This is a genomic window from Bradyrhizobium sp. SPXBL-04, from assembly GCF_051853035.1.
Classification (GTDB): Bacteria; Pseudomonadota; Alphaproteobacteria; order Rhizobiales; family Xanthobacteraceae; genus Bradyrhizobium; species Bradyrhizobium zhanjiangense.
Genome location: NZ_CP182472.1, coordinates 4,839,143 through 4,858,927, shown reverse-complemented (window position 1 = coordinate 4,858,927; position 19,785 = coordinate 4,839,143). Strand labels below are relative to the sequence as shown.

The window sequence follows — 19,785 nt, the reverse complement described above, 5'->3', positions numbered from 1 at the left end:
ATGCGGATCATTGACAAGTATACTGATAGTCAGCATACTGAGCAATATCCAAACAGAAATTTGGCGGGAGAGGTGCTCATGCAATTCCATCTGAATGGATTTCAGCCGGGCGATCCCGAGATTGCGGATCCCGCCGAGCGCGTTCAGGCCTCGGGTGCAGCGGGCGCCGTGCCCGAAGAGGTCGATGTCCTCATCGTCGGCTGCGGGCCCGCCGGCCTGACGCTGGCCGCCCAGCTCGCGCAATTCCCTGATATCAAGACCTGCATCGTCGAGCAGAAGCCGGGCCGCCTGCTGGTCGGCCAGGCCGACGGCATCGCCTGCCGCACCATGGAGATGTTTCATGCCTTTGGCTTTAGCGAGCGTGTGCTGAAGGAGGCCTATTGGGTCAACGAGACGACGTTCTGGAAGCCGGACGAGCGGCAGCCGGAGACCATCGTCCGCAGCGGCCGGGTGCAGGACGTCGAGGACGGACTGTCGGAATTCCCGCATGTCATCCTCAACCAGGCCCGCATCCATGACGGCTTTCTCGACGTGATGCGGAAATCGCCGGCCAAGCTGGAGCCGTATTACAGCCGGCGCGTGCTCGATCTCGATGTCGATCCGGCCACTGGTGCCGCCGATCATGCCGTGATGGTGCGCCTCGAGCGCGTCGATGCCGGAAACGAGGGTAAGGTCGAAACGATCAAGGCGCGCTATGGCGTTGGCTGCGACGGTGCGCGCAGCACGGTGCGGAAGGCGATCGGACGTGAGCTGCACGGTGATTCCGCCAATCACGCCTGGGGCGTGATGGACGTGCTGGCAGTGACAGACTTCCCGGACATCCGCTTCAAGTCGCTGATCCAATCGGCGAAGGACGGCAGCCTGCTGATCATTCCGCGCGAGGGCGGTTACATGGTCCGCCTCTATGTCGAACTCGCAAAGCTCGACATCGGCGAGCGCGTCGCCAATCGCAACATCACCGCCGATGACGTGATCGCCAAGGCGCAGCGGATTTTGAAGCCGCATACGCTCGAGGTGAAAGAGATCGCCTGGTGGTCGGTCTACGAGATCGGTCAGCGCCTCACCGACAAGTTCGACGACGTGCCGGAAGCCGACGTCGCCGCCCGCCTGCCACGCATCTTCATCGCCGGCGATGCCTGCCATACCCACAGCCCGAAGGCGGGGCAGGGCATGAACGTCTCGATGCAGGATGCCTTCAATCTCGGTTGGAAGCTTGCCGCCGTCCTGCGCGGGCAGTGCGCCCCAAGCCTGCTGCATTCCTATTCGGCCGAACGCCAGGCGGTTGCCAAGGAGCTGATCGATTTCGATCGTGAATGGGCGGGGATACTCGCCTCCGCCGCGAAGGCCGGCGGTGCCGATGCGGCGAAGACGCAGGACTATTTCGTCCGGCACGGCCGTTACACGGCAGGGACCGCGACGCATTACCGCCCGTCGCTTCTCACCGGCACGGCGGCGCATCAGCATCTTGCGCAAGGTCTCGTCATCGGCAAGCGCTTCCACTCCGCGCCGGTGATTCGGCTGGCGGACGCCAAGCCGGTGCATCTCGGACATGTGGCGCAGGCCGACGGCCGCTTCCGCATCTACGCGTTTTCGCCGGCGGAAAATCCCGCCGCCGGCGGCTCAGCCATTCGCGCGCTGTGCAATTTCCTCACCGATGCCAGGGAGTCGCCGATCAGGCGATACACGCCCGCGGGCGCCGATATCGACAGCGTGATCGACCTGCGCGCGGTCTTCCAGCAGGATCATCGCGAGCTTGCCGTCGAGGCGATGCCGTCGCAGCTGCTGCCGCGCAAAGGCCGCTACGGCTTGATCGATTACGAGAAGATGTTTTGTCCCGACCTCAAGAGCGGGCACGACGTCTTCGCTATGCGCGGCATCGACCGGAATGCGGGTTGCATGGTCGTGGTGCGGCCGGACCAGTATGTCGCGAACGTGCTGCCGCTCGACGGCTTTGCTGCGCTTGCGTCGTACTTTGACGCCGTCATGTTGCCAGCGAATTGACGGCCTGGCAGCGCGACCGGGCGCTGTGCCGATGAACGGGGAATGAATATTGAACCGCGCGCGGTGTGCATCTCGATCTTTCGACGGATGCGACCACCATACGCGGAACGCCCGTTCTGCTTGCGCGTTCCGACTGGCAGAGGAGGAACACGCCATGAGACTCAAAAGCGTTTTGCTTGCCGCATTGCTGCTCGCCCCGACGGCCGCGCTGGCCGCGCCGGGCATCGTCACCGTCTCGACCGGTCTGCGCGCCGGGCCGGGCACGGGCTTTCCCCTGGTCGACCGGATCCCCGGCGGCGCCCGCGTCAACATCCATGGTTGCCTGCGCGGCAATGCCTGGTGCGATGTGAGCTTCTCCGACGATCGCGGCTGGGTGTCGTCGCAATATCTCGAATATCTCTATCGCAACCACTACGTCTATCTCCCTGACTATGTCGACGAGATCGACGTGCCCGTCGTTCCGTTCGTGCTGACCTCGTACTGGTCGAGCTACTATGCGGGACGTCCCTGGTACCGTCGCCATGCCTATTGGAATAGTTACTGGACTTCGCATCAGCGCTTCGCGACGCGGATGACGCTTGATCCTCGTGCGGCCCGCATCGGTCGCGCGGCAACGCGCGATGCGGCGGTCGCACTCGAGCGCAGCGGCGTGCGTGCCAGGGGCAATGTCGCGGTCACCGGACGGGATGCTGCGGTCGCGCGGCCCAACGCCGCCATCGCCAAGCGCAACGCCGCGGTTACGATCGACCGCACCCGCGCCGCGCGGAGCGAGCGCATCGCGAATGAGCGAACCGCCGTGCAGAGCCGCAGTGCGCGCGAGGCGCAGGCGCGCATGATGCACGACCGTGCTGCGAGCCGTGCCGCCGTTCGCGCGCAGCCGATGACGCGCGCCCATGAAGCGCCGCGTGCGGCCGCGCCTGCAGCCCGGCCCGCAACGCCGCATGTCGCCCAGCCGAACGTCAGCCACGGTTCGCCGATGAATGCCCGTGCGCAGACGCCGGCGCCGCGAGCGGCTGCGCCCGCAATGTCGCACCCTGGCGGCGGCGGCGCTCCGCACATCAATGCGGCGCCGCGCGGCGGCAATGCGCCGGCCGGCGGTCCCGGCGGCGGCCATCAAAAGCACTAGGGTTGCCAAAAAAGCCCGGCCGCAGCGCCGGGCTTTTTCTTTGGCCATCGCAAGGCCCTTACAATTTAAGTCAGTTCTTCACCGGCAGATTTCATCGATCGTAATATCTCTACCGAAAGCTGTAAGCATCCACTCGGGGCAGCGGGGCACGGGAGGATGACGATGAGACAGAGCCAGGCGGAGGCGCGCCGCCAAAATGTCGCGAAGCGGTCGATGACCAAGGAGGCCAAGCAGCTGTCCGGCCTGATTGCCGGATTGCGCAAATCGCTCGAAGCGATCCACAAGGAACGGGCGAACGCAAAGCTTACCGGCGCCGAGATAGGCATGCTCGACGAGCGCCGCAACAATCTGCAGCTCACCATCGCAGCCCTCGACGATCGCCTCTCGGCGGTGCAGGGACTGATCAATCTCGGCCGGCCGCACGTGATCCGCGTCCACTAGCGGGGCTCGGACAGGCGCGATCGGTTTCCGTGACAGTCGTGACGGGGCCGGCGGCTGATTCAGCACGATATGTCGACGCGCCTGCGGCGCTCCGCGCCTGGCGGCAAGCAAGCCCGCGACAAGCAGGATCGCGTCCCGGACGCGGCGCGCGCTCATCCGGTTACCCGGCTGGAAGCGTGCCCGGCACAGTGCTGCCTGCGGATGGCACCAAATTGCCACGCTCCTGGCGAATTGCCGCCAAAGCCCGCTGCCACGAGAGGAGCGGGTGCAGGCAACGCCAGGGGATTTGCATTGGCCTACAAAATGGTCGCAGAACGCGACAACGAGAAGTACAGTTTCGCCCGCGAGAGCCGGTTGCTCATCGTGGCCAAGGCAAGGGTGTGGGCCAGTGAGGGATGGCAGGTCGTCATCACTGATCAGGATGGCAAGGCCTACGCGCCGCCCGAATTCGATCAGCTATTGGCGGCGTAACCGCAAGACGGGCTAGGGGACAACATTGATTTCGCTGTTTCGACCGGGGCGCGGCTTGATCGCGCCCTTGACGACTCTTGCTGCCGTCCTGACGGCGACGGTTGCCGCCGCGCAGAATCTCGACGCCGGCAAGTCGCCCGCAAAGCTCTTTGCCGACGGTTGCGCGACCTGTCACCGCACCCCTCGGGGCCTTGCCAAGGGACGCTTCAGCCTGACGCTGACCTGGTTCCTGAAGGACCACTACGCGACCAGTTCCGATTCCGCCAAGGCGCTTGCCGCCTATCTGGAGTCGGTCGATGAGCCGCCGCGTGCTGCGGCCAAGCCCGGCGCAAAACCGCCGCGATCATCGCCACGTCCGCCCAAAGCGGTGCAGGGCCAATAGCTGTCGCCCCGAATCCCGGCTAAGCGCGTCGATAGGTCTGAGCGATCAGGCGGTCGTGCACGGCGCGCAGGTCGGCGCTCATGCGTGTCTGTCCTGTCGTGACATAGGACAGCCAGGCGCCGTCGGCGGCGAGGCGGACGACGTGAAGATCGGGCGCGCTATCGGTGGCGCGATGGCGCTTCAGCCGGGCCTTGATCCAGTCATTCCAGAGCCGGCGCAGCGATGGATCTGTGACGACGACCATGCTCAGCGCCGCCCAGGGCGTTGCGAAGCCGAAGGCCTTGCCGGTGAACACCGCATTCACATAGGCGCGCGTGAAGCTGCCGCGCGGCTTGGGATCCGACTCGATGGCGCTGTCGATCTCGGCATCGACGCGGGCGAGGAGATCGGCGAACAGGCCCTCGATCAGCGCCTGCTTGCTGCCGAAATGATGAAACAGCCCGCCCTTGGTGACGCCGGCCGCGGCAGCGACCGCCTGCACCGTGACGCCGGAGACGCCATGGTCCATGGCAATGGCAGCAGCGTGGTCGAGCAGGGCGCGCCGCACCTGCTCGGGTTGCTTGGCGCGGGTGTAGCGGCTTTCCGGCATCAATGCACCATGGTCTCCGAGAACAGGTTGATGATCACGACCCCGGACACGATCAGCGTAATGCCGACGAAGCCGGCGGCGTCCAGCATCTGACGGAACAGCACGAAGGAGACCGTGGCGGTCAGGATAATGCCGACCCCGCCCCAGATCGCATAGGCGATGCTGAGGGGAATGACGCGGATCGCGACCGACAGCGCATAGAATGAGGCGACGTAGAACAGCACCATCGCCAGCGTTGGCCATGGCCGGGTGAACTGCGCCGATTGCTGCAGGAAGGCGGAGGCGGTGACCTCGAAGACGATGGCGAGGGCAAGCGCGGCGTAGGCATTGAAGGCGGATGTCATGAGAGCTCGAACGTAAGCGCGAAAGATACCGCGCGGTAGGTATGTTTAGCGCGCGGAACATGGCTTTTGCCAGGAGCAGGTATCACGTGTGGGTGACGGGGCTGCGACAGATGCGGAACGCACCAGGACCGGAGTTTCCAAGACAGGTCGCTGACAACACGAAGCCGCCGCGCGATGGATCGCGCGGCGGCCCGGGGCTGATGGTTCGATGCGGGCCTTAGTCGATCCGCATCGAGAGCTCGACGTCTTCGGCAAAGGCCGTCGACATATAGCCGCTTCCGGGCGCACGTACGCGCGCCAGATAGTCGGGGCTGTCGTCGGCGTTGTCGGCGACGATGATCGCGCCCGGCCTGAGATGGCCTTCGAGCAGATCCAGGATATCGGAGTAGAGCGCCTTGGCACCGTCGAGCAGCACGAGGTCGATCGTATCAGGCAGATCGGTACTGAGCGTCTTCAGCGCATCGCCCTCGCGGATTTCGACGAGATCGATCACTCCGCCGGCCGAGAGGTTGTCCCGCGCCCGTGCCGCCTTGGACGGCTCGAACTCGCTGGTGATGAGGCGGCCGCCGCCATTGTCGCGCAGAGCTGCGGCAAGGTGCAGGGTCGAGATGCCGAACGAGGTGCCGAACTCGACGATGGTCCTGGCGCGGGAGCTGCGCGCCAGCATGTAGAGCAACGTACCAGTCTCGCGCGAGACCGCGAGCGGGGCGTCCTTCAGGCGTCCATAGAGATCGCGGTAGGCGGTCTTGCTCCGCAACATCCGCGCCCGGTCGGCATCGGACAAATCGGCGACGGCGTCCAGCGTTGCGCCGCTTGCTGCTTCGGCCTCGTTGAACAGTCGATCCAGCAGCGGCGCAAGCAATGTGATGGTTGGGGTAGTCATTTGGTGTCTCCAGAGTTCGCGGCGAAGCGCGTGCTTGCGCGGAGATCGAAATACGACTAATTCGTCACATTTCCTATTCGCATTGCTCGCAGGCGCCATGGCCGACCGTCGAAGCCGTTCAATTTCCTCGCGAAAACAGCCTCAACAGGCCCGCTCCACCGGGCTGGTGGCGGCCATCCTGGATGCCGCTGTTCAGGTTCTGGCGAAGGAGGGGGCGCAGCGTTTCACGACGGCGCGGGTGGCGGAGCGGGCCGGGGTGAGCGTCGGATCGCTCTATCAATATTTTCCGAACAAGGCGGCGATCCTGTTCCGCCTCCAGAGCGACGAGTGGCGACGCACCAGCGAGATGCTCGCCGGCATCCTCGCGGACCGGGCGAGGCCGCCGCCGGCGCGGCTACGCGCGTTGGTCCATGCCTTCATTCGCTCCGAGTGCGAGGAGGCTGCGATCCGCATCGCGCTCAGTGATGCCGCACCGCTCTATCGCGACGCGCCCGAGGCGCATGAGGCACGGGCAGCCGGCGAGGGCATCGTCGCTTCCTTCATGCGGGAGGCGCTGCCCAAGGCCTCGGATGCGACGCGCAGCCTCGCCGGCGAGCTGATCACGACGACGCTCAGCGCGGTCGGCAAGAGTTTTTCGGAAGAGACGCGGAGCGAGGCGGAGATCGCAGGCTATGCCGATGCCATGGCCGACATGTTCTGCTCTTATCTTAGAAGGCTGGCGCGGCGCTGAGGCATTGCTGACATCGGCGTTTGCGCGCCGATTGTTCTTCGGAATTCGCCGCATCATGGGTTAGCCTCGTATCGTCCTTCATCCAATCACCGAGCGCCGCGCCATGCATGTCCTCCGTCCCCAGTTCCGCATCGAGGAGCAGCGCGCGCTGGAATTTGCCGGGCGACGCGGCTTCGGCGTGATCGTGGCGGCGGACGAGCGCGGGCCGCGGGCCTCGCACGTGCCGTTCGTGCTGGGCGAGCGCGGCGGGCGCGCCATCGTGCAGATCCATTTCACCGCCAAAAATCCGCTTGTGCCGCTCGCCGACGGCATCAGGCGATTCTTGCTGATCGTTGCTGGCGACGATGCCTACGTCTCCAACGACTGGTATGCCTCCCGCGACAACGTCTCGACCTGGCTCTACGAGGCGGTGCACCTATCGGGCGTGGCGCATCTGCGCGGGCTGGACGAAAATCGCCGACATGGCGATGCGCTGCTTGCCGTCTCCGAGGCGCGGTTGCCTAAGCAGCCTTGGGATCTCGCGCAGATGGAGCCAGGCAAGCGCGAGAGCATGCTGGCTGCGATCCGCGTCATCGATCTCGTGGTGGATCAGGTCGAGGGCCAAGCCAAGCTCAATCAGCACAAGAGCGATGCGGACCATGTCGCAGTCGCGGATCGATTGGCGCGGTCGGAGGAGACAGGGCACCGGCGGCTGGCGCGCAGGATGCAAGCGCTGCGACCGGAGCTCAAGTACGAGATCCCGTCAAACCTTGCCTCGTCTGACGTTTGACCTTACGGATCTCCTCCATGCTCGTCATCTCCATTCAAAGCCAGGTGGTCCACGGCCATGTCGGCAACAGCGCGGCTGCCTATGCCGTGCAGGCGGAGGGTGTGAATGTCGCGGCGGTGCCGACGACGCTGCTGTCGAACCATCCGCGCTATCCGAGTCTGCGCGGGCGGGTGCTGGAGACCGAGCTGGTCGCCGATCTCCTCAGGGGTGTTGAAGAGCGCGATCTCGTCGACGAGGCGGCCGTGCTCGTCACCGGCTATCTCGGCTCGCCCGGCAATGCCGCCGTCGTTGCCGACTTCGTCGAGCGGGCCTTGGTCCGCAATCCGAAGCTCGTCTATCTCTGCGATCCCGTGATCGGGGACGATGGCCGCGTCTATGTCGCCGAGGGAATCCTGGACGTGCTCCGGCATCGGCTGCTGCCGGCCGCGAAGCTGACCACGCCAAACCGGTTCGAGCTCGAGCTGCTTGCGGGCCTCACGATTGCCGATGCGCAGGGCCTGCGTGCGGCGTGCGGGGCGCTCGTGGGACAGGGCCGCATCGACGTCGTCGCCACCGGCTGCACGCTCGCGGACACACCCGAAGGACAGTTGGAGACGATCCTCTGCGCCGACGGCCGGTTGTCGCGCTTTGCGACGCCGCTTCTGCCGATCCGTCCCTTTGGCACCGGCGACCTCCTCACCGGTCTGATCGCGGCGCATCTGGCTAAGGGCGAGGCGACCGAGGTGGCGGTGCGGCGCGCGGTGGAGACCACCTTCGCGGTGCTGGTGCGCACGCAGGAGGCGGGCACAGCCGAGATGCGTCTCGTGCCGCTACCGCTGCCGGGCCGCGAGCCGTAACGGCTTCAGGTCGCGCGCTTGCCGGCCGATTGCGCCGCCTTATGCGGCTTTGCCGGGCCCCTCTGCTCGCGAGCGGCCTGTGCTTTGGGCGGCTTTGCATGGGCCGCAGCGCGCACCTTCCTGGGCTTCGCGTTGGCAGCTTCCTTGCGGTCCGCCGTGCCCCGGCGCGAGATGTATTCCTGGCCGTCGATCGGGCCGACATGCGGCGGATCGCGGTCGAGATAGGGGCGGCCGATGCCGAACGCCTTGCCGTTGGCGTCGACCCACTTCCACAGGATCTCGGTCGAGACCCAGCGCTGCGCGCGGTTGTTGCCCTGGGTGCTGACGATGTCGGCCGCCATGCCGTGGCCGTAGCCGCCGCGGGTGCTGCCGCCGTGATAGGAGCGGTCGGAGGCGGCCTTCAGGCCGCTTGCGATCGACTGGCGATAGTCGTCGCGGAATGCGCTGGTGATGCCCGGCGAGAGGCCGGCGGCCTCGGCTGCGAGCAGCGTGCGAAACAGTTTTCGCTTGAAGCTCTTGTCCATGCCGCCGATGACGTAATCCATCATCGACATGCCGGCGTGGTCGGCCGCTTTCGGATCCTTCCAGCCGAAATCCTCGTCGACCAGCTTGGTGAAGCTGCGCATCACAGTCACGGTCTTGCCCTTGCGCTTGACGGTGACGGGGCGGCGTTCCTCGACCTTGATCGAATCCTCCTTGGGCGTGCGCTGGTAGAGCGCCCAGAGATAGCGGTCGATGCAGGCGTCCACGACGAAGCATTCGTCGAGCACGGCGATGGTGTCCGCGGGCGGCGCCTTGCTTGCGGCCGGGGCGGGTCCGCTCGCGATCGCCGCCGGGGACAATGCGTCCGTGGCCACGATCTCGGTGGGATCGGCGGATGCGAGTTTGACGGGCTCTGGCGTTGGCGCAGGCGGATCCTCGCTGACGCTAGCAGCCTCGCTGACGCTAGCAGCCTCACTGACGCCGGGGGCCGGTTCAGGTGAAATCTGAGGCGCGGGCTGCTCCGCTGGCAATATTAGCGCGGGATCTGCCAACGCGAGCTGGACGACGGGGACGGGCACCTCCGGCGCGGCTGCCGTTTCAACGGTTGGCAGGCTCGCCGCCGCAGCAGCGATCTCGGCGGTCAAGGCGACGCCGTCCTCGATGGTCGCAGCGCGTGGGACGTCGGCGAGGTCGAGGCGATCGAGATCCTTCGCACGCGAGACAGCAGCCGCATTGGCGCCGCTGTTCTCGATGAGGGCCGGCGCGTAGGCAGACAGGGAGAGCACGAGCCAGCTGGCGAGAACGGCCGAGGGACATGAGACCGCCACCAGAAGAGACCGCCGATCATTCATGATCCCTGCCTCCAAACGGTTCTGTTCGAACCCGTTTTGTTCGAACAGTCAGTGATGCAAACAGTCTTGATGCGAACAGACTTGCACGGAAAGGCACGCAGCGCGTCGATTGTTCGGAAGACGGTGTGGCGGCGCAATGGCGTAATTGAACGAAAACAGGCTTTTCGAAGGGGTGTTGCGAAGTTGCAACGCGGGTTCCGTGGCGTTCCATGTGCGACTGCGCGGGCAAGCCCATTTTGTCGTCAAATTGAGCGATTCGAATTTACTCAATCGTAGATTGCTACGATGACACTACTCGCCCGCCGGCAACGTCCGGTAGAAATGGAAAGGACGCATCCGTGAAGTTGAAATGCAAATGGGCCGAATTCGTCGCCGATGAATCCGGCGCCACTGCGATCGAATACGGTCTGATCGCAGCCGGCATCGCACTCGCGATCATCGAGATCATCTACGCGCTCGGCACCAATCTCGTCGCAAAACTGCAGTCGCTCGCGACCGCGCTGAAATAGGCGATAACAAGGCTTTCGCGATGGGCTGTTGACAAGGTGCCTTGTGACAAGGTGTCTTGCCTGACGCCTCGCGGCAACTTTGCGCAGCGCCGTGCGTTGATCGGCCCATGAGCACGCATTCCTCGCTTCGTCCCATGGACGCCTTCGATCCGACCGAGCCCGCCATCCTGCATGATCGTCTGTCCGACACGATCATCACCTGGACCGCCGATCAGGCCGATGACTACCGGCAGTCCAGCCGGCCGCGCGAGGATGGAACCGTGGCCTGGAAGGGCTACCTCTTCGACGGCTGGGGCAACGTGCTCGGTGGCTGACCACCGCCCATAAAAGCGCTATGTCGCGGCCGGCATGATTCGGCCAAGGCTTTGTACGCGTTAAACATATCGCCATGCGCGACATGCGATGTTGCAATGCAACAGCGCATGTCGCAATGCAGCAAATCGCGCTTAAATGTGCTCCGAATCTTCCATCAGGAGCACCACCAATGAACAAGAAGACTTTGACGATCGCCGCCGCCGTCCTGACGATCGCGGGCGCTACTTCGGCTTTCGCCGCTGAGCTGCCGACCTATGAGGCCAATGGATTTCCGGTCTCCCCCGTCCAGGTTGGCGTGCTCGGGGCCGGCCATGTCGAGCAGCAGGTCGCGGCGCCCACGACGGTTGCTTCGGCGCACCAGGTGAAGGTGCTCAGCTCGCGCAAGGTCAAGACCGCGGACGTCACGACGGGCGCAGCCCGCTGAGCTGACATCGCATGAAGGGTAGGCGGGTCTCGCCGCGTGCGCGACCCGCCGCCTCATGCGATCATGAGCGATCGCCCGCATGCGCTGCGCGCGTGGGGACGCTACGATCTCTTCTCGTGCGCGATCATCGCGCGAACGAGAAAATTGCGCCACGACGCGCTGATCGAGAATCCGGCCGCGAACAAGTTCGCGTGAAGGCGCCGGTTATGTGTGCTCGTTCATAACGAGCCCAATCCTTTTAACAGTTGCTTGCCCTGCAACCATATGGGTTGAGCGGATTGGCCCGCTGACATAAGGCTTCTCCCATGGATCAGCGGACGAGCGGCGCTGACGCTCTCATTCAGAAGAACGACGCGGCGCCGGCGCTGCTCGGCGTCGTCTGCGGGCTGGCCGCAGCGCTATTCTGGGCGCTCGGCTTCGTCGGCACGCGGCACGGCCTCAAACTTGGCTTCACGCCGGTCGATCTGCTCGTGCATCGCTATGTTTGGTCAGGGATCGCGTTCCTGCCTTTGGTCTTCCGCGCCGGCATCTCCGATCTTTGCGGCATCGGCTGGGGCAGGGGCCTTGCGCTGATGGTGCTGGGTGGGCCGGTGATGGCGCTGATCTCCTACACCGGTTTCCTGTTCGTGCCGCTCGGACATGGCAGCGTGATCCAACCCTCCAGCGCGACGCTTGGCGGCCTGCTGCTCGCCGCATTGTTCCTGAAAGAGAAGATTTCCGCCTCGCGGCTTGCCGGCGCTCTCGTCATCGTCGGCGGCCTCGGTGTGATCGGCGCGGAATCGATCGGGCATATCGGCGCCGACGGCGTGCAGGGCGATCTGATCTTCGTGCTTACCGGATTCATGTTCGCGGGCTTCGGCGCGCTGCTGCGGCACTGGCGCGTCTCCGCCGTGTCGGCCGCGCTCGTCATCAACGTGCTGTCGCTGCTGCTCTTGCCGATCTATCTCGCGACCGGCGGGCTTGCCCGCATCGCCGCAATCGGCATTACCGAGAACGCGATTCAGGCGCTGGCGCAGGGCGTGCTCGCCGGTCCCGCCGCGCTCTATCTCTACGCGGTCTCCGTCCAGCGTCTCGGCGTCGCCCGGGCCGCGGTATTCCCCGCGATTGTGCCGGCGCTGACGCTCCTGGTCGGCTGGCTCTTGCTCGGGGAGCCGCCGACGGCACTCCAGGCCGCGGGCCTGGTGACGGTGCTGTGCGGGTTTTACCTGGCGCAGCGGCAAAGTTAGGCGCGAACTTACGCCTTCCGCACGAACTCCGATTTCAAATTCATCGCGCCGATGCCATCGATCTTGCAGGCGATGTTGTGGCCGTCGCTGGCGTCCTGGAGGCGGATGTTGCGGACCTTGGTACCGCCTTTGACGACCGACGAGGAGCCCTTGATCTTGAGGTCCTTGATCACGATGACGCTGTCGCCGTCAGCCAGCACATTGCCGTTGGCATCGCGCACGCCTGCCTCGGGCGCGGCTTCCGCGGCCGCATCGGCCGTGCCGCTCCATTCATGGCCGCATTCCGGGCAGACCCAGAGACCGCGGTCCTGATAGGCGTGCTCGGAGTTGCAGCTCGGACATTTCACGGCATCGTCCATCGTCGATTCATCCCCTGTTCGGCCCCCCGTGGGCGGGCGCACCGTAGGGGCGGGGACGCGGAAATCAAGGAAAATCCGGCCTCTGCTGCGGCCCGGCAAGCTCCCATCATCGTGACGCAGCAATTGACGGCTATGGCTTGTGCTTTGCCTCACCAGGCATAGCTGATCGGAAAGCGGATGTCCGCGTCACCCCCTTCCATGTAGCGTCACGGCATGAGCGAGATCGAAACCCTGTTCGGTGTCCTGCGCCAGTCGGCCGATGCGCCCGTCGTCGACATGCTCGAGCGCATGGTGCGGGAGGGGCCGGACCATGCCCTGTGCAAGATCAACGCGCTGCATCTGGCGAGGACGGCGGGTCTCGGCGAGGAGCAGGTGATCGCGGGGCTGCTGCATGCGGTCGGGCTCGGCATCCTCGAGATGACCTGGAACGTGATGTGCCCGAGCTGCGCCGGCGTGCTCTCGGCCAACAAGAGCCTGAAGACGGTCAACAGCCCGCAATATCATTGCGCCTTCTGCGCCGCCGGCTACGAGACGACGCTCGACAATCTGGTCGAGGTGACCTTCGCGGTCAGCCCGCGCGTGCGCAGGATCGCCGCGCATAATGCCGACGAGCTGCCGCTCGCAGAATATTACCGTCAGGTGTTCTGGAGCTCGGCGATCGAGCTTCCGCCCGACCTCGACGGCTTGCTTCGCGAGCTGACTCTGGAATCCGTCGACCTGCCGCCGGGCGAGCGCGCCATTCTCTCCCTGCAGGTGCAGCCGGGCATGCTGATCGTGTTCGATCCCGTGACGCATACGGCACAATACATCGAGGTGAAGGGCGAGGAGACGGCCGAGCGCCAAACGCTGTCGCTGATCTTCAACAAGTCCGAGGTTCCAGTCGACGCCGTAAGCCTGCGCCCGGGACCGCTGCGGCTGACGCTCGAGAACCGCACCGACGGCCGCGTGCTGCCCGCGGTGTGGGTGATGAACCAGCGGCTCGATGACCTCCTGACCCGGCGCAAGCCGAGCCTCACCGCAAAGCGCCTTCTCACCAACCAGACCTTTCGCGATCTCTACCGCACCGATACGCTCGCGATCGGCCAGCGCCTCAAGATCCTCAGCCTGACCTTCCTGTTCTCGGACCTGAAAGACTCCACCGGGCTCTACGAGCATGTCGGCGACCTCGTCGCCTTCGATCTCGTCAACGAGCATTTCCGCCTGCTGCAGGAGATCATCGCCTCCGAGCAGGGCGCGGTGGTCAAGACCATCGGCGATGCCGTGATGGCGACCTTCGAGACGCCCGACCGCGCCATTGCGGCCGCGATCCGCATGCGCGAGGCCATGAGCGAGCTCGGCGCCCAGCGCCAGCACCAGGGCCTCTTGCTCAAGATGGGCATCCACGAGGGCTCGTGCCTCGCCGTCACCCTCAACGGCCAGCAGGACTATTTCGGCCAGACCGTGAACATCGCCTCCCGCGTCCAGGGCTTGGCGGCCTCGCGCGCGATCGTGGTGACGGAGGCGGTGGTCGACAACGCGGAGACGCGGACGCTGCTGGACGCCAGCGGCCTCAACCCGACCCGCCGCAGCGTCGCGCTGAGCGGGATCGCGGACAAGGTGTCGGTGTACGAGATCCCGTGAGGCTTGCGTAGATCCCGTGAGGTTTTGGTAGCCCGGATGGAGCGTCAGCGAAATCCGAGGCGGGAGGTGCGGTGCCATCCCGGATTACGCTGACGCTCCATCCGGGCTACATTTCGCGCCATGACCTTCCTCCTCAACATCGACGTTCCCGACGTCGCGCGAGCGACGACCTTCTACACCGCCGCGTTCGGCCTGACGGTCGGCCGCCGTTTCGGCGCCGATTTTGTCGAGCTCTTGGGTTGGCCGGCGCCGGTGTATCTGCTCACCAAGCAGGCCGGCACGATGGGCGCCGGCGGCGATCGCCGCCGCTACGCGCGGCACTGGACGCCGGTGCATATCGACGTCGTCGTCGATGATGTCGATGCCGCCGTCGAACGCGCGCTGCGGGCCGGCGCGATCCTGGAGGTTGCCGCAAGCGATGCGCCGTATGGGCGGATCGCCATGCTGGCCGATCCGTTCGGGCACGGGTTCTGTCTGCTGGCGTTTAGCGCGCAGGGCTATGACGCGTTGCTCGGTGCGTAGCGACACCGTCATTGCGAGGAGCCCGCGACAAAATTGCGTAGCAATTTTGCGCTGGTGCGACGAAGCAATCCAGACCGCCTCCGCAGAACGACCCTGGATTGCTTCGCTACGCTCGCACTGACGGTGGAAGGACGGGAGTGCCCGTCAAAACAAAAGTGCGAAAACAACCCCATGCACAGTAGGCAACACCTTGAGATTTCACACTTCTGCGCGCCCGAAATGATGTGACCCGTCGGGCAAGGCGGGGACACGCAGGCGCGGGCCGATTTCGGTGATCCCGAAATAGAGTTTGACTCGTCGGGCAAAACAGGGGCACTATGCCAGGATGGCGCCGGTGCGATGGGGAGCTGATGCGTCGCCGGGCCGCGGGGCGACATGCCAAGAGAACCGAAAATCAAAGCGAAAAGAAAGCTGAAGACCTACCAGACCTCGCTCGGATTCTACGACCAGGCGGTCGCCGCGCCCTCGATGAAGGCGGCGCTGGAGGCCTGGGGCGCCAGCTCCAATCTGTTCCATCAGGGCGTCGCCAAGGAGACCGACGATCCCGATATCGTTGCGGCGACCATGGCAAGCCCCGGCGTCGTGCTCAGGCGTCCGGTCGGCTCGAACGGCCCGTTCACTGAAAGCGCCGAGCTGCCGACCGACCTTGCCGACGAAGGCAAGGCCAAGCCCAAACGTAAGCCCAAGCCGAGCAAGCGCGCGGAGAAGACCGCAAAGAAACCGTCCCGCAAGATCGACGATCGACAAGCCCGCCAGGCCGCCGCGGCTTTCGAGAGAGAAGAGCGGCGGCGCGAAGCCGAGCGCCGCAAGGAAGAGGCCACCCGCGCCAAGGAGCGCGCGCAGCGGGAGAAGGCGGTCGCGATTGCGCAGGCGACACTCGACAAGGCGAAGCGCGAGCACGAGGCGCGGGCGGAGGAGATCGAGGCAGAACGAACTGCGATCGATGAACGCGCCGAGGCGGAGCAGGGCCGGTGGGACAAGCAGAGGAGGAAGCTGGAGGAGGCGGTGCGTCGGGCGCGGGAGTAGGCGGTTTGGTGCGGGCAGCGGGCTATGCTCTACGCTCGCTGCGTTCTCCGTCATTGCGTTCTTCGTCATTGCGAGCGCAGCGAAGCAATCCTGAGCCTCCCCTAAATCGGTGGACACCTATAGCTTAGGCAGCGAGAGGTGTCAGATGGCGAAACGGCAGCGACGCTCGTATTCGGACGAGTACAAGCGGCAGGCAGTTGATCTGGTTTTGTCGAGCGGCCGTTCGGCGAAGTCGGTATCGAAGGAGCTCGGGCTGGACGGCTCCGTGCTCAGCCGATGGGTGAAGGAGCGGAGCACGGTAGCAGCCGGCGGCAGCGCCGCGGCGCCCACGTCGCAAGCGGCGGTGCCGTCGGCGGCCCAAGCTGACGTGATCGCCCGGTTGCAGCGGGAAAACGAACAGTTGCGCATGGAGCGCGACATTTTAAAAAAGTCGATCGCGATCTTTGCTGGACCCCGGACATGAAGTTCCGCTTCATCGAAGATCGCCGCGCCGACTATCCGGTTAAGATCATGTGCCGTGTCCTCGGCGTCTCGCCTGCGGGCTACTATGCTTGGCGGTCGCGCCCGGAAAGCCCCCGGGCCGCTGCCAATCGAGAGTTGCTGCAGGACATCAAGCGGGTTCATCGCGACAGTCATGGTCGCTATGGCAGCCCGCGCATTCATGTCGAACTCAAGGCCCAGGGACACCATGCAAGCCGTGGCCGAATCGAGCGGCAGATGCGCTGCCATGGCGTTCGAGCCATCTCGGCCGGGCCGCGACGATGCCGCACCACCGATAGCGGGCATGGCTTCCCGATCGCGCCCAACTTGCTCGGCCGGAACTTCTCGGCCGCCATGCGCAATCAGGTCTGGCTCGCCGACATCACCTATGTCTGGACCGGCCAAGGATGGTTGTACCTGGCCGCCATCATGGATCTGTACAGTCGCCGTATCGTGGGCTGGGCGATGGACGACCATCTGCGCGCCGAATTGCCGCTCGCCGCATTAAGGATGGCGATCAAGGGGCAAAAGCCCGGCGCCGGCCTGATCCATCACTCCGATCGCGGCATCCAATATGCTTCAACCGAGTACCGCCAAGCGCTGCAAGCCGCCGGCGTCCGGCCTTCGATGAGCCGCAGAGCCGACTGCTACGACAACGCCCCGATGGAAAGCTTCTTCCACACGCTCAAGTCCGAACTGATCCATCACCGTCAATATCCGACCCGCGATGAAGCTGAGCGCGACATCTTCGCCTACGTCGAGGGCTTCTACAATCAACACCGCAGACACTCGGCCATCGGCTATATCAGCCCAGTCGAGATGGAGCTAAAATCGGCTTGAACGCTGTCCACTTTTTTGGGGGAAGATCAATCCAGAGCTCCTCCGCCGAGACGGTCTGGATTGCTTCGTCGCAAGGGCTCCTCGCAATGACGGTGGAGAGTTGCGAGCCACCATCGGTCATTCCAGCAAAGTCGCGCGCGAATTGGCTTGCCTTGCTTTGCGTCCTTGAGCACTCTTATGGGAAGGAGGCCAACGCATGAAGAAAATGACCATCGCGTGTGCGCTCGGAACGGCCCTGGTGCTGAGCAGCCTTGGGATGTCAGGGGCTGAAGCCCGGGCGCGCAAGGCGCAAGTCGTTCGCGAACCCCAGCAGAGACTTATCGTCACGGCGCCCGTGCTCAGGCCAACGCCGTGGGATTATTATATCGTTCCACGATATCGTTATCGTCCTGAAGACGACCGGGTCGATCCCTACGGTCCGCCGCTGGTCTCGTCGTGGGTTCGCTATGAGGGGTGGCGGTGGCCATACTGGTGGTGAACAACCATCACGTTCTGCGGCATGTGGAGTTCGGCCAGCGACGGACGCAGAATTGACTGGCGCCTGTAGCCCGGATGAGGCGAAGCGCAATCCGGGACTGGCGCAGCATGAGGCAAGACCCCGGATTTCGCTTCGCTCCATCCGGGCCACGCTCGCTCAATCGAGCTCATTTTCGCTCGACAGCTCAAGCCCTTGCGCACCTCCCATTCTGGCCATCCGGAGAGGTTGAACGCTTCCAAGTCCAATATCGCTGCGTGCGACGTCAGCGGCTAGGAAAAAATGGCAAACCTGAGACTGTCAAGGACACATCGGGGTAGAATGGCATTTATCCCCGTAATACACCCAATACTGTTAAGGGGTACGGGCGCGTATTGAGAGGATCAATCATGGCAAGTGTTGAACAATTGCGCAGACGGGACGGCGTTAACCTGGTCCAACTCGAGGCGGACATATCGTCGGTACGCTCGGGAAGCTCTATTACTTCCATTGCTCTGCCTGATTACGTCGAGCACACCGCGGGCGTGACGCGCGTCGGCGCGCTGAGCGCAGAGGCGGTCATTCGCGACTATGAGTCCGCTGCGAAAGAAATCGAGGCCATGGGCACCGAGTTGATCGACGCTGCGCAAAAATGCGAGGCGCTGACAGCCCAGGTCCATGATGCGATCGCCTTCATGCGAGAAACGGCGGCGGGGTATCGTGAAGAGGGTCGGAAGATCTTCAAGCGCATCGAAGAATGCGCGCTGTTCACCGAAGACGTCCGCAAGACATGCGAACAGGTCAAGCGCAGAATGGTCGAAGTCTCGGTCGGTCCATCTTCCGATGAGGAGCTTGAGCCGCAAGAGCCCGAGCTGAGCGGGATCGCCGCCCAGGTGACGATGAGCGAGATACGGTGAGGCGGGCATAGAGCGTAGTTCGTAGGATGGGTTGAGCTCTTGCGAAACCCGTCGTCGCGCGCCAGCGTCGTTGGTATCGCTTCCGCTCGTCGAGCTACGGCGGACAAGTCGCTCCGCCCATCCTACGGTCTTGCGAAACGCATCATCTAATCGCCGTCACTCACGGCAAGCGCCCGTAGCCCGGATGGAGCGGAGCGCAATCCGGGCTACGCGCGCCGCTAATCGCCGTCATCCGCCGCAAGGCGCTGAAACTGCCGTTTCATCGCGTTGACCCTGGCAACGTAGGCCGCAACCAGATGATCGCCGCAGCGCTCGCCGGCGAGCATCTGAAACTTGCGGCGTGCGTAGGCTGTGGCAGGACCTGCGCCGCAGAGATGGATGAAGGCGGCCAGATCCTGCCTCTGCTGCGGGCTTGCCTTCACATCGCCGTTGCGGGCGAGAACGTCGGCCACCTGGCGGTCCAGATAGACCGATGCCAGCTCGACGGCATGGCTCGGGATCGTGCGGATATAGAGACTGGTGAACCCGCAACCGGTCTCCGTGACCGCGTTGCCACGAACACAGGACCGCGCGGCCTCGGCGTAAGCGGGATCGGTCATCTGGAAAAGACCCACGGCGCTGGAAGAAGGCCGGTAGATCGAAAGCGGATTGAAGCTCCATCGCCAGCGCCAATAGGTGCGTGCCACCGGGTTGCCTGAACTCTCGACCTGCGCCAGCGCGGCCAGCAATTCCGGCGTGATCGCAGCGGTGGAATGCCTGCGGAACAGCGGCCCGTATCTCGCCCAAGTCTCCGCTGGCTCCTTGTCGAGGGAATGGCCAACAAGGACAAACAGCTCGGTCGGCTTGCGGACCATTTGAGCGACGATGTTCAGAAGCGCGATGGCTGCAAGCAGCATCGCCACGCCGCCTGCGATCCGAACCATCCGCGGTGCGCGCGCGAAATTCTTCCGCGCCCACCGGGCGGCCCGCCGGACGCTGCGAAGGCGAGGGAGGAGGCTGTTGCTTTTCCTTGGCATGTGCGCTGTGGGCGTAAATTGCGGAGCCTGTGGACTTAGTTAACGCTGTCCGCCCGCCCTAAAATCTCGCTTCATTTCACGCGACCGTGCCTTTTCAAGTCCCGGCTCCGTGCTGCTACGGCCGCTCCAATCCTTGCGAGAAATAACCCCCGGTTGTACGTTGCGCCGCAG

Annotated in this window: 25 protein-coding genes; 19 read left to right on the top strand and 6 right to left on the bottom strand. The window is 64.5% G+C overall.

What is annotated here, in order from left to right; genetic code table 11:
* The first annotated feature begins 78 nt into the window (after positions 1-78).
* The 5 genes from ACNJX8_RS23025 to ACNJX8_RS23005 all read left to right on the top strand — a co-directional run bounded on the left by ACNJX8_RS23025 (position 79) and on the right by ACNJX8_RS23005 (position 4,421).
* Entirely contained in the window at positions 79-2,001 is a 1,923-nt protein-coding gene (locus ACNJX8_RS23025; protein ID WP_439356849.1) for an FAD-binding monooxygenase, read from the top strand.
* A 154-nt stretch (positions 2,002-2,155) separates the two neighbouring features.
* Positions 2,156-3,127 (top strand): SH3 domain-containing protein, encoded by a 972-nt coding sequence (locus ACNJX8_RS23020; protein WP_249761301.1) that lies wholly within the window; start codon positions 2,156-2,158, stop codon positions 3,125-3,127.
* Between the two features lie 162 nt (positions 3,128-3,289).
* Positions 3,290-3,568: a hypothetical protein gene (locus ACNJX8_RS23015; RefSeq protein ID WP_164935072.1), complete on the top strand. Its 279-nt coding sequence runs from the start codon at positions 3,290-3,292 to the stop codon at positions 3,566-3,568.
* 69 nt (positions 3,569-3,637) lie between these two features.
* Complete coding sequence (locus ACNJX8_RS23010) at positions 3,638-4,039, top strand: hypothetical protein (protein WP_128934151.1); 402 nt, start codon at positions 3,638-3,640, stop codon at positions 4,037-4,039.
* A gap of 67 nt (positions 4,040-4,106) precedes the next feature.
* The gene (locus tag ACNJX8_RS23005; protein WP_128934150.1) at positions 4,107-4,421 is read left to right on the top strand and encodes a hypothetical protein; all 315 of its coding nucleotides are present in this window, start codon (positions 4,107-4,109) and stop codon (positions 4,419-4,421) included.
* A gap of 19 nt (positions 4,422-4,440) precedes the next feature.
* Here the strand turns inward: ACNJX8_RS23005 and ACNJX8_RS23000 are convergent, their stop codons facing one another.
* From ACNJX8_RS23000 to ACNJX8_RS22990, 3 genes are all read right to left on the bottom strand, one after another.
* Positions 4,441-5,010, bottom strand: a complete 570-nt coding sequence (locus ACNJX8_RS23000) for a TetR/AcrR family transcriptional regulator (protein ID WP_128944296.1) — start codon at positions 5,008-5,010, stop codon at positions 4,441-4,443.
* Entirely contained in the window at positions 5,010-5,354 is a 345-nt protein-coding gene (locus ACNJX8_RS22995; RefSeq protein WP_091888105.1) for a DMT family transporter, read from the bottom strand. The genes ACNJX8_RS23000 and ACNJX8_RS22995 overlap by 1 nt, the downstream gene beginning before the upstream one ends.
* Positions 5,355-5,571: 217 nt before the next feature.
* Complete coding sequence (locus tag ACNJX8_RS22990) at positions 5,572-6,237, bottom strand: O-methyltransferase (RefSeq protein ID WP_439356848.1); 666 nt, start codon at positions 6,235-6,237, stop codon at positions 5,572-5,574.
* A 97-nt stretch (positions 6,238-6,334) separates the two neighbouring features.
* Between ACNJX8_RS22990 and ACNJX8_RS22985 the strand changes: the two genes are divergently transcribed.
* The 3 genes from ACNJX8_RS22985 to pdxY all read left to right on the top strand — a co-directional run bounded on the left by ACNJX8_RS22985 (position 6,335) and on the right by pdxY (position 8,572).
* Positions 6,335-6,967, top strand: a complete 633-nt coding sequence (locus tag ACNJX8_RS22985) for a TetR family transcriptional regulator (protein ID WP_249761308.1) — start codon at positions 6,335-6,337, stop codon at positions 6,965-6,967.
* A 103-nt stretch (positions 6,968-7,070) separates the two neighbouring features.
* The gene (locus tag ACNJX8_RS22980; protein ID WP_439356847.1) at positions 7,071-7,736 is read left to right on the top strand and encodes an FMN-binding negative transcriptional regulator; all 666 of its coding nucleotides are present in this window, start codon (positions 7,071-7,073) and stop codon (positions 7,734-7,736) included.
* Between the two features lie 17 nt (positions 7,737-7,753).
* Entirely contained in the window at positions 7,754-8,572 is an 819-nt protein-coding gene (gene pdxY / locus ACNJX8_RS22975) for a pyridoxal kinase (RefSeq protein WP_439356846.1), read from the top strand.
* 5 nt (positions 8,573-8,577) lie between these two features.
* Here the strand turns inward: pdxY and ACNJX8_RS22970 are convergent, their stop codons facing one another.
* A complete protein-coding gene (locus tag ACNJX8_RS22970; protein ID WP_439356845.1) occupies positions 8,578-9,906 on the bottom strand; it encodes a hypothetical protein in 1,329 nt (442 codons plus the stop codon).
* A 344-nt stretch (positions 9,907-10,250) separates the two neighbouring features.
* Here ACNJX8_RS22970 and ACNJX8_RS22965 point away from each other — a divergent pair, with 344 nt between their 5' ends.
* The 5 genes from ACNJX8_RS22965 (at position 10,251) to ACNJX8_RS22945 (ending at position 12,380) form a co-directional block, all read left to right on the top strand.
* The gene (locus tag ACNJX8_RS22965; protein ID WP_208024939.1) at positions 10,251-10,415 is read left to right on the top strand and encodes a Flp family type IVb pilin; all 165 of its coding nucleotides are present in this window, start codon (positions 10,251-10,253) and stop codon (positions 10,413-10,415) included.
* A 107-nt stretch (positions 10,416-10,522) separates the two neighbouring features.
* Positions 10,523-10,729, top strand: coding sequence for a hypothetical protein (locus ACNJX8_RS22960; protein WP_439356844.1), 207 nt, complete (start codon positions 10,523-10,525; stop codon positions 10,727-10,729).
* A 170-nt stretch (positions 10,730-10,899) separates the two neighbouring features.
* Positions 10,900-11,154, top strand: coding sequence for a hypothetical protein (locus ACNJX8_RS22955; RefSeq protein WP_091888091.1), 255 nt, complete (start codon positions 10,900-10,902; stop codon positions 11,152-11,154).
* A 36-nt stretch (positions 11,155-11,190) separates the two neighbouring features.
* Positions 11,191-11,349 carry a hypothetical protein gene (locus ACNJX8_RS22950; protein ID WP_439356843.1) on the top strand — a complete coding sequence of 53 codons (159 nt, stop codon included), beginning with the start codon at positions 11,191-11,193 and terminating at the stop codon, positions 11,347-11,349.
* A gap of 110 nt (positions 11,350-11,459) precedes the next feature.
* Positions 11,460-12,380: a DMT family transporter gene (locus ACNJX8_RS22945; protein WP_128934141.1), complete on the top strand. Its 921-nt coding sequence runs from the start codon at positions 11,460-11,462 to the stop codon at positions 12,378-12,380.
* 8 nt (positions 12,381-12,388) lie between these two features.
* On the opposite strand, the gene ACNJX8_RS22940 is transcribed toward ACNJX8_RS22945, so the two are convergent.
* A complete protein-coding gene (locus ACNJX8_RS22940; protein WP_091888087.1) occupies positions 12,389-12,739 on the bottom strand; it encodes a zinc ribbon domain-containing protein YjdM in 351 nt (116 codons plus the stop codon).
* 213 nt (positions 12,740-12,952) lie between these two features.
* Between ACNJX8_RS22940 and ACNJX8_RS22935 the strand changes: the two genes are divergently transcribed.
* The 6 genes from ACNJX8_RS22935 (at position 12,953) to ACNJX8_RS22910 (ending at position 18,598) form a co-directional block, all read left to right on the top strand.
* Positions 12,953-14,359, top strand: a complete 1,407-nt coding sequence (locus ACNJX8_RS22935; RefSeq protein WP_439356842.1) for an adenylate/guanylate cyclase domain-containing protein — start codon at positions 12,953-12,955, stop codon at positions 14,357-14,359.
* A gap of 120 nt (positions 14,360-14,479) precedes the next feature.
* Positions 14,480-14,881: a VOC family protein gene (locus ACNJX8_RS22930; RefSeq protein ID WP_439356841.1), complete on the top strand. Its 402-nt coding sequence runs from the start codon at positions 14,480-14,482 to the stop codon at positions 14,879-14,881.
* A gap of 375 nt (positions 14,882-15,256) precedes the next feature.
* Positions 15,257-15,907: a cell envelope biogenesis protein TolA gene (locus ACNJX8_RS22925; protein ID WP_439356840.1), complete on the top strand. Its 651-nt coding sequence runs from the start codon at positions 15,257-15,259 to the stop codon at positions 15,905-15,907.
* Between the two features lie 145 nt (positions 15,908-16,052).
* Positions 16,053-17,227 (top strand): IS3 family transposase gene (locus ACNJX8_RS22920; RefSeq protein ID WP_439356839.1). Its coding sequence is split into 2 segments (ribosomal slippage): positions 16,053-16,362 and positions 16,362-17,227, totalling 1,176 coding nucleotides; the frame shifts between segments, so codons are not numbered across the junction.
* A 196-nt stretch (positions 17,228-17,423) separates the two neighbouring features.
* Positions 17,424-17,705 carry a hypothetical protein gene (locus ACNJX8_RS22915; RefSeq protein WP_128941963.1) on the top strand — a complete coding sequence of 94 codons (282 nt, stop codon included), beginning with the start codon at positions 17,424-17,426 and terminating at the stop codon, positions 17,703-17,705.
* A 386-nt stretch (positions 17,706-18,091) separates the two neighbouring features.
* The gene (locus tag ACNJX8_RS22910) at positions 18,092-18,598 is read left to right on the top strand and encodes a hypothetical protein (RefSeq protein ID WP_130220813.1); all 507 of its coding nucleotides are present in this window, start codon (positions 18,092-18,094) and stop codon (positions 18,596-18,598) included.
* A gap of 218 nt (positions 18,599-18,816) precedes the next feature.
* On the opposite strand, the gene ACNJX8_RS22905 is transcribed toward ACNJX8_RS22910, so the two are convergent.
* Positions 18,817-19,614 (bottom strand): transglycosylase SLT domain-containing protein, encoded by a 798-nt coding sequence (locus ACNJX8_RS22905; protein WP_439356838.1) that lies wholly within the window; start codon positions 19,612-19,614, stop codon positions 18,817-18,819.
* Positions 19,615-19,785: the final 171 nt, after the last annotated feature.

Bases quoted from the DNA above. Each gene is read 5' to 3' on its own strand.
- ACNJX8_RS23025 (WP_439356849.1), top strand. From the start codon at position 79: ATGCAATTCCATCTGAATGGATTTCAGCCGGGCGATCCCGAGATTGCG.
- ACNJX8_RS22985 (WP_249761308.1), top strand. From the start codon at position 6,335: ATGGCCGACCGTCGAAGCCGTTCAATTTCCTCGCGAAAACAGCCTCAA.
- ACNJX8_RS22930 (WP_439356841.1), top strand. From the start codon at position 14,480: ATGACCTTCCTCCTCAACATCGACGTTCCCGACGTCGCGCGAGCGACG.
- ACNJX8_RS23010 (WP_128934151.1), top strand. From the start codon at position 3,638: ATGTCGACGCGCCTGCGGCGCTCCGCGCCTGGCGGCAAGCAAGCCCGC.
- ACNJX8_RS22905 (WP_439356838.1), bottom strand. From the start codon at position 19,614: ATGCCAAGGAAAAGCAACAGCCTCCTCCCTCGCCTTCGCAGCGTCCGG.
- ACNJX8_RS22970 (WP_439356845.1), bottom strand. From the start codon at position 9,906: ATGAATGATCGGCGGTCTCTTCTGGTGGCGGTCTCATGTCCCTCGGCC.
- ACNJX8_RS22925 (WP_439356840.1), top strand. From the start codon at position 15,257: ATGCCAAGAGAACCGAAAATCAAAGCGAAAAGAAAGCTGAAGACCTAC.
- ACNJX8_RS22955 (WP_091888091.1), top strand. From the start codon at position 10,900: ATGAACAAGAAGACTTTGACGATCGCCGCCGCCGTCCTGACGATCGCG.
- ACNJX8_RS22980 (WP_439356847.1), top strand. From the start codon at position 7,071: ATGCATGTCCTCCGTCCCCAGTTCCGCATCGAGGAGCAGCGCGCGCTG.
- ACNJX8_RS22910 (WP_130220813.1), top strand. From the start codon at position 18,092: ATGGCAAGTGTTGAACAATTGCGCAGACGGGACGGCGTTAACCTGGTC.
- ACNJX8_RS22960 (WP_439356844.1), top strand. From the start codon at position 10,523: ATGAGCACGCATTCCTCGCTTCGTCCCATGGACGCCTTCGATCCGACC.
- ACNJX8_RS23000 (WP_128944296.1), bottom strand. From the start codon at position 5,010: ATGCCGGAAAGCCGCTACACCCGCGCCAAGCAACCCGAGCAGGTGCGG.
- ACNJX8_RS22915 (WP_128941963.1), top strand. From the start codon at position 17,424: ATGAAGAAAATGACCATCGCGTGTGCGCTCGGAACGGCCCTGGTGCTG.
- ACNJX8_RS22990 (WP_439356848.1), bottom strand. From the start codon at position 6,237: ATGACTACCCCAACCATCACATTGCTTGCGCCGCTGCTGGATCGACTG.
- ACNJX8_RS22940 (WP_091888087.1), bottom strand. From the start codon at position 12,739: ATGGACGATGCCGTGAAATGTCCGAGCTGCAACTCCGAGCACGCCTAT.
- ACNJX8_RS22935 (WP_439356842.1), top strand. From the start codon at position 12,953: ATGAGCGAGATCGAAACCCTGTTCGGTGTCCTGCGCCAGTCGGCCGAT.
- pdxY (WP_439356846.1), top strand. From the start codon at position 7,754: ATGCTCGTCATCTCCATTCAAAGCCAGGTGGTCCACGGCCATGTCGGC.
- ACNJX8_RS23015 (WP_164935072.1), top strand. From the start codon at position 3,290: ATGAGACAGAGCCAGGCGGAGGCGCGCCGCCAAAATGTCGCGAAGCGG.
- ACNJX8_RS23020 (WP_249761301.1), top strand. From the start codon at position 2,156: ATGAGACTCAAAAGCGTTTTGCTTGCCGCATTGCTGCTCGCCCCGACG.
- ACNJX8_RS22995 (WP_091888105.1), bottom strand. From the start codon at position 5,354: ATGACATCCGCCTTCAATGCCTACGCCGCGCTTGCCCTCGCCATCGTC.
- ACNJX8_RS22945 (WP_128934141.1), top strand. From the start codon at position 11,460: ATGGATCAGCGGACGAGCGGCGCTGACGCTCTCATTCAGAAGAACGAC.